This window comes from Nonomuraea sp. CA-141351, assembly GCF_050944675.1.
Lineage (GTDB): Bacteria > Actinomycetota > Actinomycetes > Streptosporangiales > Streptosporangiaceae > Nonomuraea.
This window is the reverse complement of the sequence record NZ_CP191982.1, coordinates 1,540,683-1,553,203: the sequence shown is the minus strand read 5'-3', so window position 1 is coordinate 1,553,203 and position 12,521 is coordinate 1,540,683. Positions and strand designations below refer to the sequence as shown.

Here is a 12,521-nt window from a genome sequence, read left to right as displayed (position 1 = left end):
ATGAGGGGTTTCTATGAGCTCGCAGTCGGCGACCCCGAACGTCCCGCCCTCCTGGGTGACGCGAGCGCCACCTACGGTGAGCTGCTCGCCCGGACGAACCAGGCCTCCAACGGCCTGACGTCCCGTGGAGTCGCCCCCGGCGACCGCGTGGTCACCGTGCTGAAGAACGGGCTCGACGCGCTCACCATGATGCTCGCGACGTACCAGATCGGCGCGTACCTCGTCCCCGTGAACTGGCACTTCACGGCCGAGGAGATCGGCTACATCGTGGACGACTGCGGAGCCGGGGTGGTGATCTCACCGGAGGCCCTCACAGTCGGCGAGCTCATCTCCGGGCAGCCCGCCGACGCGCCCGCGCACCGGCGGGCCGGGTCCATGATGCTCTACACCTCAGGTACGACGGGGCAGCCCAAGGGAGTGCGGCGACGGCTGCTGGATCTGACGCCGGAGGAGCTGTACCCGATCCTGATGCGGAAGAGCTGGCGGCACTTCGGGCTGCCGTTCGGCGGGGTGCACCTGGTGTGCTCGCAGCTCTACCACTCGGCGCCGTACGGGCAGGCCATGATGGCGCTGCAGTTCGGGCACTCGATCGTGGCGCCCGAGCGGTTCGAGGCCGCCGAGGCGCTGCGGCTGATCGAGCGGTATCGGGTGACGAACGCGTTCATGGTGCCCACGATGTTCCACCGGCTGCTGGGGGTGCCGGATCGGGAGTCGTACGACCTGTCGTCCCTCACCCACCTCTACCACGGGGCGGCCCCGTGCCCGCCGGCCACCAAGCAGGCAATGATCGACTGGCTCGGGCCGGTGCTGTGGGAGTACTACGGCTCCACCGAGGCGGCCGTGGCGACCATGGTGTCGTCGAAGGAGTGGCTGGCCAGGCCCGGCACGGTCGGCAGGGCGCTGGACGGGATGACGTTCACGATCATCGACGAGGACGGCCGCGAGGTGCGGCCCGGGTCACCGGGGCTGGTCTACATAGGCGGGATCAACCGGTTCGAGTACCACGGCGATCCCGGCAAAACGGCGGCGGCGATGCGCGGGCAGGCGTACACCCCGGGCGACATCGGCTACCTCGACGAGGACGGCTACCTGTTCCTGCTGGACCGGCGGACCGATCTGATCATCTCCGGCGGGGTCAACATCTACCCGGCCGAGATCGAGGCCGCGCTGCTCGAGCACCCCTCCGTGGCGGACGTGGCGGTGATCGGCGTACCGGACCCGGAGTGGGGCCAGAAGGTCGTCGCGCTCGTGCAGCCGGCGGCCGGGGTCGTGGGCGGGGACCAGCTCACGGCCGAGCTGCTGCGGCACTGCGCGCCCCGGCTGGCCAGGCTCAAGCATCCGCGCGTCATCGAGTACCGGGAGTCCTTGCCGCGCACGCCGACGGGCAAGCTGAGCAGGCGTAACGTCCGGGAGGCGTATCTTTCCGGCTGAGGTGGGCACAGATCTCCCATGAAGAGGATCGTTGCGGGACTGGCCACCGCTGCCGTGCTGCTCACCGGCTGCGGACCTGCCCCCACGTCCAGGGCCGCGCTGACTGGCACGCCCACTTCGCGACCGGCCGCTTCGTCCCCATCTCCGGCATCGCTGCATTCCCTGGAGTCGGAGTACGAGAAGGTCATCGCCAACGTGCTGCCGTCCATCGTGCAGATCAACACCAAGGTCGGACTCGGGTCCGGCATCGTGTACGACTCCGCCGGCCACATCGTCACCAACGCTCACGTGGTCGGAACGGCCACCAAGATGGAGGTCACGGTCGCCACCGGCGGCGCCCCGCTCCAGGCCAGGCTGGTCAGGGCCTTCAAAGCGGGCGACCTCGCGGTGATCAAGGTGGACCACCCCGGCGGGTTGCGGCCCGCGAAGTTCGGGGACTCGTCCAAGGTGCGGGTCGGGCAGATCGTGCTCGCCATGGGCAACCCGCTGGGCCTGTCGGGCAGCGTGACGGACGGGATCGTCTCGGCTATCGGCCGTACCGTCTCCGAGCCGCAGGAGGAGGGCTCCCCCGGCGCCACGATCGCCGGCGCCATCCAGACCTCGGCGGCGATCAACCCCGGCAACAGCGGCGGGGCGCTCGTCGACCTGGCAGGTCAGGTGATCGGCATTCCCACTCTCGGCGCCACCGACCCCGACCTGGGCGGGGGCGCCGCCCCCGGCATCGGGTTCGCGATCCCGAGCAACACCGCCACGGACATCGCCGCCCAGATCGTCAAGCAAGGCAGGGTCACCAACAGCCACCGGGCCGCCCTCGGCCTCAGGGGCAGCACGGTGATCGGCGCGGACGGCTTGCCGAGTGGGGTGGGCGTGGTCCGCGTCGAGCCGGGCGGGGCCGCCGAGAAGGCCGGGATCCGGCCCGGTGACCTGATCACCTCGATCAACGGCAAGAAGACGACGACGATGGCGGCCCTGGCCGAGACCATCGCCGCCCTCAAGCCCGGCGACCAGGCCAAGGTGGGCGTGCTCCACTCGGACGGCCAAACGGAGACGGTCGCCGTGACCCTGGGCCAACTCCAGAGCGAATGAGGGCCGTCCCCCCAAAGCCTCGCCTCCAAGGAGCCGAAGAAGTCCGGGGTGATGCACGCCCCACCCTGCCCCGAAGCCCTCTGCTTCCTTCCCCTCCAAAGGGCCCCAGCCGAAGCCGGGGAGTCACTGCTTGGCGGTGAAGATGACCTCGACGCGCCGGTTCTGGGCGCGGTTCTTCTCGTCGGGTTTCCCGTCCACCAAGTTGGGCCGCTTGGGCCGGCTCTCGCCGTACCCCCGCGCCTGGAGGGTCACGCCCGCGTCCGCGAGCAGCCCGCGCATGACCGCCTGGACGGCCTGCGCCCGCCGCTGCGACAGCGTGACGTTGTACGCGTCGCTCCCCTGGTCGTCCGTATGCCCCTCGATCTTGACCACCCCGCCCGCGCCGTCGGCCTTCACCTTCTCGGCCACCTGCTGGAGCCGCTGCCGGGCCTTGGCGGTCAGTTGCCACTTGTCCAGTGCGAACAGCACGTCACTGGTGAGCGAGACCGTCACCTGACGCCCCTGCTTGGTCTCGCTCTCGGTCCCGTCCAGCGACTCGACCTCGCCGATGATGTCCTCGACGGGCAGCACGAGGTTCTCGACGACACCGGTGGCGTCGGCCGGCGGGCTGGGCGCGGGAGTGGGGGCCAGGACCAGGGACAGGGCGACGCTAAGAGATCGGAACATCGGTGAACACGCCGATCATGGGCATCTCGATATTGATCTTGGTGACGTCCGCGGGAGGCGCGGCGAAGACCGCGTACACCGTGGACGTCTGCCCCGACTCCAGGAACTGGCCCTGGGTGCCGGAGCAGACGCACTGCGCGTCCTCGCCGGTGCCGTTGCGCGCCACCCGGTAGCGCTTGGCGTTCACCGGGTCGATCAGGGAGACGGCCGAGACCGTGAAGTCCAGCGTGCCGGTGCTCATGCCGTTGTGCATGTTGACCTTGCCGGCGGTCGCGGTGACCGTCCAGTTGAGTGTGAGGGTCCTGCCCTGGCGTTTGAGCCCGGTGATGTCGGCGCGTGCCTTGCCCTCCTTGACCGCGACCTCGCGGGTGGCGATCACCTTGGTGTCCTGGGGAGCCGCGCTCTGCTGCTCCTCCGCGGGGCTCGTCTCCTGCTTCTCGGTGGGGGACTCGGCGACGGCCTGCGACTGCCGCTCCTCGCCCCCGCCGCCCTGCCGGCCGGGGAGCGCTCCGCAGCCCGCCAGCGCGACGGCCGCGACGGCCAGCGCGATCGTCTTTCGCATTATGTGATCACCTTCGTCGTCGGGGGTACGGCCCTCACCGTAGGGAGGAGACCTTCAGGATCCGCATAGCCCGCTATATCCGCTGACCACGCCGCCTGCGGGCCTCCTGCGCGAGCCGTTCGACATCGGCCTTGCCCTGCTCGTCACCGAGGTCGTCAAACTCTCCCATAGCACGCGTAAGACTCTCAACGGCGCCCTCGATGTCGTCGAGGTCCAGCGCGGCGTGGGCGAGCGCCGTCAGGGCCTGCGCGGTGCCCCTGCGGTCGCCGTACGCGACGAACATCTCCAGCGCTTCCCTCGCGGAGCCGGCGGCGGCGCCGGGCTCGCCCTCCGTCCTGACGATCTCGGCCAGTACGAGCAGCGCCACCGCCTCGGGCAACCGGTCGCCCAGGCGGCGATTGATCCGCAGCCGCCGCTCCACGCAGTCGCGGGCCTCGGCCCGCCTGCCGGCGCCGAGATGCACCCTGGCCAGGTCCAGCAGCGCCTCCGCCTCGCCACGCGGGTCCCCGAGGTCCTGGTAGGCCGTCAGGCTCTGGTTGAGCGCGCCTTCGTCCCGGCGTAGCGCGCCCAGCGCCCGTAAGGCGTCGGCCCGCCCGCGCTGATCTCCGGCCTCCTCGAAGACCTGCAGGGCCCGGACGAACGCCTGATAGGCCTCCGCCGGGCGGGACTGGACGAGGCCGAGCCTGAGCGTGATCCTGGCCAGCTCCAGCCCTTCCACCAGCGGCTGGGCAGCCCGCAGCGCCGCGGCCGCCGCTTCCGTGCGGCCCTCGGCCCTGTGCAGGTCGGCCAGGCCCCGGAGCAGGAGCGCCTCGCCGTGCCGATGGCCCACCGCCCTGGCCGCGTCGAGCCCGGTCGCCGTGGTCACGTGCCAGTCGTCGTGGTGCGCGCCCAGCTCGAACAGCGGCGTCAGGTAGAACGCCAGCCGCCAGGCGGCCTCGTACAGGCCCGCCCGGTAGAAGTCCTCGACGGTCGCCACCAGGAACCGGCGCTCGGCGCTCAGCCACCGCGCCTCCTGCCGCAGCCAGCCGGTCTCCAGTCCCTGCCCGCCTGCTCCAGCCCCGGGCGGATGGACCTCGGTGCGGCCGGTGCCGGGCTCGGCCGGGAGGAGGGTGGCTCTGGCCTGCCTGGTTCGCTCGAGGATGGCGCCCGCTCTGGCCGCCAGCACACCCGCCGGGCCGCCGTCCTCCTCCGCGAGGCGCTCGGCGGCGTAGAGCCTGGTCAGGTCGTGCCATCCGTATCGCTCCTGGCCCGCCTCGTCCAGGCCGCGTGACTGCAGCAGCCCGGCCTCGGCGAGCGGCTCGAGATCCGCGTCCAGGACCCAGGAGGCGAAGTCGGGCGCCGACAGCGCGCCGAGCCCGCGCAGCAACCCCTTCTCAGGGTCCGGCAGCCCCCGGTAGCCGAGAGCCAGGCTGCCCCGTACGGCCAGGTCGCCCGCGCTGAGCTCGTCGAGCCGGCGCCGCTCGTCCCCGAGGCGGCCCGCCAGGTGATCGAGCGTCCACCCCGGCTTCCTGGCCAGCCGGGACCCGGCGATGCGCAGGGCCAGGGGCAGGTTGCCGCAGAGCCGGACGATGCGCAGGGCGGCCTCGGACTCGGCGCGTACCCTGTCGTGCCCGGCCACCTCGCCGAGCATCGCCACGGCCTCGTCCTGGCCGAGAACCCCCAGCTCGTACGCCCGCGCCGCCTCCAGCCCGGCCAGCGGCGACCGGCTCGTCACCAGGGTGAGGCTGCCAGGGCCGGTCGGCAGCAGCGGGCGTACCTGGGCCTCGTCGGCGGCGTCGTCCAGGACGACGAGCAGTCTCCTACGGGCGGTCATGCTCCGGTAGAGCCGCACGCGCTCGTCCAGCGCCGGTGGGACCGCGCCGTCCGGGTAGCCCAGCGAGCGCAGCAGGTCCTCCAGAACGGCGCCCGGCGGCCGGGCGCCGAGCGAGGCGTAGAGGCGGCCGTCCGGCCGCTCGAGCGAGGTGGCGGCACGCACGGCGACGGCCGACTTCCCGCAGCCGGGCGGACCGTGCAGGACGAGGTGCACAGGCGCGGACTCGTGCTCGCGGGCTGTCCGCACGATCCACTCGAGCGCGTGCTGCCGGCCGACGAAGTCGGAGATGTCCGGCGGCAGCTCATCGACCGGCCCCGCACTCTGCCGTGGCTCGCCGGTTCTCATCCATGGAGGGCCTTCGTCGTTCAGGACCCGATGGTGTGCGGCGGTCAGCTCGGCGCCCGGCTCCAGGCCCAGCTCCTCCACCAGCGTCCTGCGCGCGTCCTGGTACGCCCCGAGCGCCTCCGACCGGCGTCCCGCCTGCTGGAGGGCTTCGATGAGGCGTACCCAGGCACGTTCGCGCAGCGGATGCGCCCCTACCAGCGCCCGCAGCTCCCCGACCACCTCCGCACCCCTGCCGAGGCGCAGGTCCAGCTCCACCCGCTCCTCCAGCGCGGTCAGGCGCAGCTCCTCCAGCGGCACGGCGTGCGCCCGGCGCAGCGTGGACGATTCGACGTCGGCCAGCGCCTGCCCCCGCCACAACCCCAGTGCCGCCCTGAACGTGCCGGCCGCCTCCGCGATCCGCCCCGACTCGCGCTCCTGCCTGGCCGTGGCGACCAGCCGCTCGAACCGGTGGCAGTCGACCTCGTCCCGCTCGACGTCGATCGCGTAGCCGCCCGGCACAGTGCGGATGCCGTCCACGAGCTTGCGCAACGCGCTGACGTACACCCTGAGCACCGACCCCGCCGACGCCGGCGGCCGGTCGTCCCAGACCACGGAAACCAGGCGTTCGACCGGCACGGTCTCGCGGGCCGACAACAGCAGCGCCGCCAGCAACGTCCGGTGCTTGGCCGGTCCCGGAACCTGGCCGGCGTCGATCCTCAGCGGCCCGAGCACGCCGAAGCGCACGTTCACGCACCTCTCAGCATCACTGGCCCGCCGGTCTGAGCGCGAAGGAATCGAAGCGGACGCGCAGGCTCGCGGTGGCGCCGGATGCGGCGTGGACGCCTGACTCGTTCGGGCCGTAGGGCGCGTCCGCGTCGGACGCCTCCGCGACCAGGCGTTCGTTCAGCCACATGCGTAGCGTCACCTTGCCCCCGCTCTCGCCGCACTCCGCCACGATGCGGTTGACGGCCGCGCTCTGTGCGCTCGCCGGGCCGTACAGGGTCCTGCCCCTGGTGCCCGTGCGGCGCTTGACGATCGTGACCTTGCCTGAACTGCTCACCCCGAACTCGTAACGGTCTCCCGAGCGCGCCGAGCCATGGCACCACACACCGTACTCCCCGGACCCCTCCTCAAGGGCGGCCTTCGCGCTGACGACCACGCCGCCCTCCGGCTCCTGCCTGGGTGCCGACTTCCACAGCCGCCAGCCCGGCTTGACGGTCAGCTCGTAGCCGGAGCCCGGCTGCCGGGCGGTCCCACCCTCCGACGAGCCGACGGCCCACGAGTCGCCGAAGCCCGCCTCGTACGGCCGGCTCTCCTGGGAGAGCCCGGGCACGGCCACGGCGGCGACGGCGAGGACGAGCGCGCCTGCCCCCGCGATCCACGGCCACCGCCTCCGCTTCGGGCCGCTGGGCGGCTCGGGCGCCCCAAGCCGGCCCGGGGCGGGCGGCACGTCGGAGGCAGGCGACGCGTTGGGGAGGAGCGGTGCGGCGGCCGGGGTGGCGCCCGTCCAGGTACGTTCGACCACTTCGGTGGCCGCGGCCAGGCGGGTGCCGCCGACCAGGTCAGCCAGGAGCCGCTGGGCCGTCGGGCGCATGCGGGGATCCTTGGCCAGGGCCTGCTCCACGATCCGCCTGACCCCCTCGTCGAGCCCGTCCAGCCTGGGCCCCTCCTGCATGATCCGGTACACGACCTCCCCGGGCGCCCCGCCCCCGAACGGCAGCCGCCCAGTCCCCGCGAACGCGATCACCCCGCCCCACGCGAACACGTCGATCGCGGGCGTGAGCGGCTCCCCGCGCACCTGCTCGGGCGCCATGAACGCGGGCGTCCCGAGTATCGCCTGGCTGGCCAGGGCGTCGTTCTCGACGAGCTGGGCGATGCCGAAGTCGATCACCCGGGGGCCGAGCGGCGAGAGCAGCACGTTGGACGGCTTGAGGTCGCGATGGATCACCCCGGCCCCGTGGATGGCGCTCAGCGCGGTGGCGATGCCCACCGCGAGCGCCTCCAGGTTCCCGCCCGAGAGCGGCCCCTGATCGTGTACGGCATGCGCCAGGTCAGGCCCCTTGACGTACTCGGTGACGAGGTAGGCGACGTCACCGTCGATCCCCGCGTCCAGCACGGGCGCGGTGCAGAACCTGGCCACCCGCCGAGCCGCCGCGACCTCCCTCTCGAACCTTCGTCTGAACGCCGGATCGCGGGCCAGCGCGGGATGGATGACCTTGACCGCGGCCAGGCCCCCGGTGGGTGTGGACGCGAGATGCACCTCGCCCATGCCGCCGCTGCCGAGCAGGCGCCGCAGCGTGTACCCGCCAATGACCTCGTTCATCGCAGACACATTAGCCAGACTCAGACAACTCAGGTCCTATCAGGGCGATCAGGTCATCCCAGGGGAGCGCGCTCCCCTGCTCGTACGCCCGCGCGTACCGCTCCTCGCCGAGCCGGGCCCCCGCCTGGGCGGACACCCTGGCCACGTCGTGGTCACCCGCTGCGGCGGCCCCACGCAGACCGCGGGCCGCGCCGAGGAGGAGGGCTGCCCGTTCGCAGTCGTCCGAGAGCACGGCCACGCCCGCCAGGCCCTCGACCGCCAGCGCCATGTGCGGGCGGCTACGCAGCTCGAGCGCCCTGGCCAGGGCGCTCGCCTGCCGGTGGGCGGCCTCGGCCCGCTCGCCCTCCTCCGCGGCGATCCAGCCCAGCGCCACCTGTGCCTGGATCTGGTCGAGCCCGCCGCCGTAGGAGCCCTCGGGCAGGGCGGAGAGGTCCTCATAACGGGCGCGGGCCCCGGCGCGATCGCCGTTCAACCTCGCGAGCCGGGCCAGCCCGAACATCGCCTTGGTCGTCGCCTCCACGGCTCCCGTGGCCAGCTCCAGTGCCTCCTCGCAGCCCTCCCCGGCCGCCGCCAGGTCACCGAGCATGATCAGGCCGTCGGCGCGGCGGCAGAGCAGCTCGGCGCGGTCCTCCAGGGAGCCCAGCTCCTCGGCCAGCCGCAGCGCCTCGCCCATCAGCGTCACGCACCGCTCGCCCTCGCCCAGCCAGCCCATCAGATCGGCCAGCTGGGAGATCGCCGTCATCATGCCCCACCGCTCGCCGAGCGAGGAGAACCGCTCGATCGAGAGCCGCAACTGCCGCTCGCTCTCCGCCAGGTCCCCGGCCGTGAGGAACGCCAGCACGCCCCTGCCGAGGTGGTCGAGGCCGGCGATCCACGGGTCGGCGCTCCCGCGCATGCGGGTGGCGATGGCGTCAGCGAGCGCCTCGTTGGCCGGTCCCATGGCCATCGACCAGAAGAAGACGAGCTGGGGACGGGTCTCGACCAGGTTCATGGAGAGCATGAGCTCACTCGCCCGGTCCAGGTCCTGCTCGGAAGCGGGCAGCGCCGCGCCGAGCAGGCACAGGACGTACTCGCCCGCCAGCCCCTCCGGCGGGCCGTCGAGCGCGGCCAGCAGGGCGCGGGCGGGCGCGATCCCCTCGGCCCTGCGCCCGCGCAGCCACCAGTACGTGGACAGGTCCCCGAGCAGCCGCAGCCCCAGCGCGGGATCGGCGCCGGCGGCCCAGTGGAGGGCGGCGTTCAAGTTGTCGCGCTCGGCGTCGAGCCTGGCCAGCCAGCCGAGTTGCTCGGCGCGGAGCAGGTGGGGCGCGGCCTCGCGCAGGAGCCGGTGGAAGTGCTCGGCGTGCGCGCGCCGCAGCCTCTCGGTCTCCCCGGCCTCCGCCAGCCGTTCCGCGCAGAACGACTGGATGGTGCGGAGCATCCGGTAGCGGTCGCCCGCCACCTCGACCAGTGACTTCTCCACCAGCCCCGCGAGCGCGCCGGGCATGCCGCAGACCCGCTCTGCCGCCTTGAGCGCGGCCCCGCCGTGGAACACGCTCAACCGCCTGGCCAGCACCTGCTCGTCCGGCTCCAGGAGGTCCCAGCTCCACTCGACGACCGCGCGCAGGGTGCGGTGGCGCGGCGCGGCCGTACGGCTGCCTCTGGACAGCAGCCCGAACGCGTCGTCCAGCCGCGCCGCCACCTCCGCGACAGGCAGCGAGCGCAGCCTCGCGGCGGCCAGCTCGATCGCCAGCGGAAGACCGTCGAGCGCGCGGCATATGCGCACCACGTCGCCGGTGTTCTCCGCGTCCAGCGCGAACCCCGGGCGCACGGCGGCGGCCCGCTCCGCGAACAACCTGACCGCGGGGGCCTCCATGGGCGGCTCACCTGCCCGCGGTAGCGCGAGCGGGGTGACGTGGAAGACGGTCTCGCCGGTGATGGCCAGCGCCTCCCGGCTCGTGGCCATGACCCGCAGCCCCGGGCAGGCGCTGAGCAGCCGGTACGCGAGCGCGGCGGCGTCTTCGACGACGTGCTCGCAGTTGTCGAGCACGAGCAGCAGGGCACGGTCGGCGAGCGCGGCCGACAGGCGATCAAGGGAGTGCGGCTGGTAGTCGTCCTGGAGCGCGGTGGCCGGTCCAGGCGATGGGGACGGTGGCGCGAGCAGGGCCTCGCGCAGCCCGAGCGCCGCCAGCACCGCCTGCGCCACCCCACCGCCCTCGGCCATGCCGCCCAGCTCGACGAAGCACACCTCGGTGGCGCGGGCGGCGGCTTCGACGGCGAGTCGCGTCTTGCCCGCACCGCCCGGGCCGACGAGGGTGACCAGGCGCGAGCGGCCGAGCAGCCCGGCAAGCGCGGCCAGGTCGTCCTCCCGGCCCACGAAGCTCGTGAGCTGGGCCGGCACGCCGCGCGGCCGATGCGGGAACGCCTGGCCACCTGCGACCACACCTGGTCCGGCGGGTGAGCCGCCGAGCACCTCGGCGCGGGCCGGGACGGGCAGCTCGCCGCGGAGCACCGCCAGGTGTACCGCCGCCAGCTCCGGCGAAGGGTCGACGCCGAGCTCCTCGGCCAGCGCCGCCCGGCCCGCCTCGAACACGGCCAGCGCCTCACCCTGCCTGCCCGCCGCGTAGAGGGCCCGCATGAGCTGGCCGCGCAGCCGTTCCCGTACGGGATTGGCCGTCACCAGCTCCCGCAGCTCCGGCACCAGCGACCCGCCGAGCCCCAGCCCCAGCCCCAGCTCGGCCTCCACCCGCCCTTCGACCACGTCCAGCCGGAGCTCCTCCAGCCGCACCACCTGCGTCTCCGCGAACGGCACGCCCCGCACATCGGCCAGCGCGGGCCCGCGCCAGAGCGCCAGGGCCGCGCCGAAGAGCGCCACCCGCCGTTCGAGGGAGCCGGCCGCCCGTCCCTCGGCGGCCAGGCGCTCGAACGCCAGCACATCGACCTCCTCGGGAGGCACCGCGAGCCGGTACCCGGCGGGGTGGAACTCCACGGGCGCGTCCGCCCCCAGCCCTCGGCGCAACCGGGACACCTGCGACTGCAACGCGTTCACGGCCCCGCCCCGCGGCCCGTAGAGGCCGTCGATGAGCCGATCGGCGCTCACCACCCGCCCCGCGTCCAGCAGCAGCATGGCCAGCAGCGCCCGCAGCCGCGGACCGCCCGCCGGCATCTTGGTCCCGTCGGCGCGGCGTGCCAGGAGCGGGCCGAGTATCCCGAAACGGGTCACCCAGCCGCCTGCGTCAGCCGATATCGTGACGGCGGGATCCCGTACCGGTCGATGAACGCCTGCCGCAGCGTCTCCGCCGTCCCGAACCCGCACCGCACGGCCACGGACGCCATCGGCAGCGACGTGGAGGCCAGCAGATGGGCGGCGGCCTCGGTGCGGGCCTGCCGGACGTACCGCCCCGGCGTGAGCCCCAGGTGCTTGAGGAACAGCCGGGTGAGATGCCGCTCGCTCACGCCCGCCTCGGCCGCCAGCGCGGGGGTGGTGAGGTCGTCGCGCAGGTGGGCGGCGATGTATTCGACGGTCCGCTTGACGAGGCTGTTCGCAGGGGCGGGGGCGCTGACGAACATGCTCATCTGCGCCTGGTTGCCGGGCCGCTGGAGATAGGTGACGAGGTTGCGGGCCACCGTACGGGCCAGCTTGGTGCCGTTGTCCTCCTCAACGAAGGCCAGAGTGAGGTCGAGCGCGGCGGTGACGCCGGCGGACGTGGAGACGTTCCCGTCGCGGATGAAGATCGGGTCGGCGTCCACGGTCACCTCGGGGAACCGGCTCGCCAGCGTCTGCGCCTCCTGCCAGTGGGTCGTGGCGCGGCGCCCGTCGAGCAGCCCGGCCGCGGCGAGGATGTACGCCCCCGTGCAGACGGACGCGACGCGGCGGCTCTCCCTGGCCAGCCTGCGGATGTGGCCGACGATGAGCGGGTTGGCGGCGGCGTCCTCGTGGCCGATCCCACCGGACACCACCAGCGTGTCGAGCGGCCCGGTGATCCGCTCCAGCGACTGCTGGGCCTGGACGACCAGCCCGGTGGCGGAGGTGACGGCCTGCCCGCCGGGTGTGGCCACGCGCACCTCGTAGTACGGCGCGGCGCCGTGCCAGTTGGCGTCCTCCAGCGTCGAGGTGACGCATGCGATGTCGAGCAGCGCCGCCGCGTGGTACGCCACGACGACGACCCGTCGTCTCTCCATGGCCTCGACTGTAGGTCCGAGGGACGAAGAACCCAAGTTTCCGGACCTCCCCGGCCGCCTCCCTTGGCTTGCGATGGCGGCCCGGAGACAGTCGAGGCATGACACCGACAAGCACGAACTCCGGCCGCCGCTGGGGCCGATTCGCTCTCCATTATGTT

General features: G+C 73.1%; 8 protein-coding genes. 2 read left to right on the top strand and 6 right to left on the bottom strand.

All coding sequences use genetic code 11. The features are described from left to right. The gene (locus ACQPWU_RS07855; protein ID WP_433438017.1) at positions 1-1,431 is read left to right on the top strand and encodes an AMP-binding protein; all 1,431 of its coding nucleotides are present in this window, start codon (positions 1-3) and stop codon (positions 1,429-1,431) included. An 18-nt stretch (positions 1,432-1,449) separates the two neighbouring features. After that, positions 1,450-2,517: a S1C family serine protease gene (locus ACQPWU_RS07850; RefSeq protein WP_433438016.1), complete on the top strand. Its 1,068-nt coding sequence runs from the start codon at positions 1,450-1,452 to the stop codon at positions 2,515-2,517. Between the two features lie 123 nt (positions 2,518-2,640). On the opposite strand, the gene ACQPWU_RS07845 is transcribed toward ACQPWU_RS07850, so the two are convergent. The 6 genes from ACQPWU_RS07845 to ACQPWU_RS07820 all read right to left on the bottom strand — a co-directional run bounded on the left by ACQPWU_RS07845 (position 2,641) and on the right by ACQPWU_RS07820 (position 12,363). Next, the gene (locus tag ACQPWU_RS07845; protein ID WP_433438015.1) at positions 2,641-3,183 is read right to left on the bottom strand and encodes an OmpA family protein; all 543 of its coding nucleotides are present in this window, start codon (positions 3,181-3,183) and stop codon (positions 2,641-2,643) included. Further along, complete coding sequence (locus ACQPWU_RS07840; protein WP_433438014.1) at positions 3,167-3,745, bottom strand: hypothetical protein; 579 nt, start codon at positions 3,743-3,745, stop codon at positions 3,167-3,169. Before ACQPWU_RS07840 ends, ACQPWU_RS07845 begins: the two co-directional genes overlap by 17 nt. 73 nt (positions 3,746-3,818) lie before the next feature. Continuing rightward, entirely contained in the window at positions 3,819-6,632 is a 2,814-nt protein-coding gene (locus ACQPWU_RS07835; RefSeq protein WP_433438012.1) for a BTAD domain-containing putative transcriptional regulator, read from the bottom strand. A gap of 13 nt (positions 6,633-6,645) precedes the next feature. After that, positions 6,646-8,205, bottom strand: coding sequence for a serine/threonine-protein kinase (locus ACQPWU_RS07830; RefSeq protein ID WP_433438011.1), 1,560 nt, complete (start codon positions 8,203-8,205; stop codon positions 6,646-6,648). Positions 8,206-8,215: 10 nt separating this feature from the next. Next, a complete protein-coding gene (locus tag ACQPWU_RS07825; RefSeq protein ID WP_433438010.1) occupies positions 8,216-11,404 on the bottom strand; it encodes a BTAD domain-containing putative transcriptional regulator in 3,189 nt (1,062 codons plus the stop codon). Beyond that, positions 11,401-12,363, bottom strand: coding sequence for a GlxA family transcriptional regulator (locus ACQPWU_RS07820; RefSeq protein ID WP_433438009.1), 963 nt, complete (start codon positions 12,361-12,363; stop codon positions 11,401-11,403). Before ACQPWU_RS07820 ends, ACQPWU_RS07825 begins: the two co-directional genes overlap by 4 nt. Positions 12,364-12,521 lie beyond the last annotated feature (158 nt).

What these genes read in the sequence shown, in the direction of transcription:
- ACQPWU_RS07855 (WP_433438017.1), top strand. Translation starts at nt 1, where the DNA reads ATGAGGGGTTTCTATGAGCTCGCAGTCGGCGACCCCGAACGTCCCGCC.
- ACQPWU_RS07830 (WP_433438011.1), bottom strand. Translation starts at nt 8,205, where the DNA reads ATGAACGAGGTCATTGGCGGGTACACGCTGCGGCGCCTGCTCGGCAGC.
- ACQPWU_RS07845 (WP_433438015.1), bottom strand. Translation starts at nt 3,183, where the DNA reads ATGTTCCGATCTCTTAGCGTCGCCCTGTCCCTGGTCCTGGCCCCCACT.
- ACQPWU_RS07850 (WP_433438016.1), top strand. Translation starts at nt 1,450, where the DNA reads ATGAAGAGGATCGTTGCGGGACTGGCCACCGCTGCCGTGCTGCTCACC.
- ACQPWU_RS07840 (WP_433438014.1), bottom strand. Translation starts at nt 3,745, where the DNA reads ATGCGAAAGACGATCGCGCTGGCCGTCGCGGCCGTCGCGCTGGCGGGC.
- ACQPWU_RS07820 (WP_433438009.1), bottom strand. Translation starts at nt 12,363, where the DNA reads ATGGAGAGACGACGGGTCGTCGTCGTGGCGTACCACGCGGCGGCGCTG.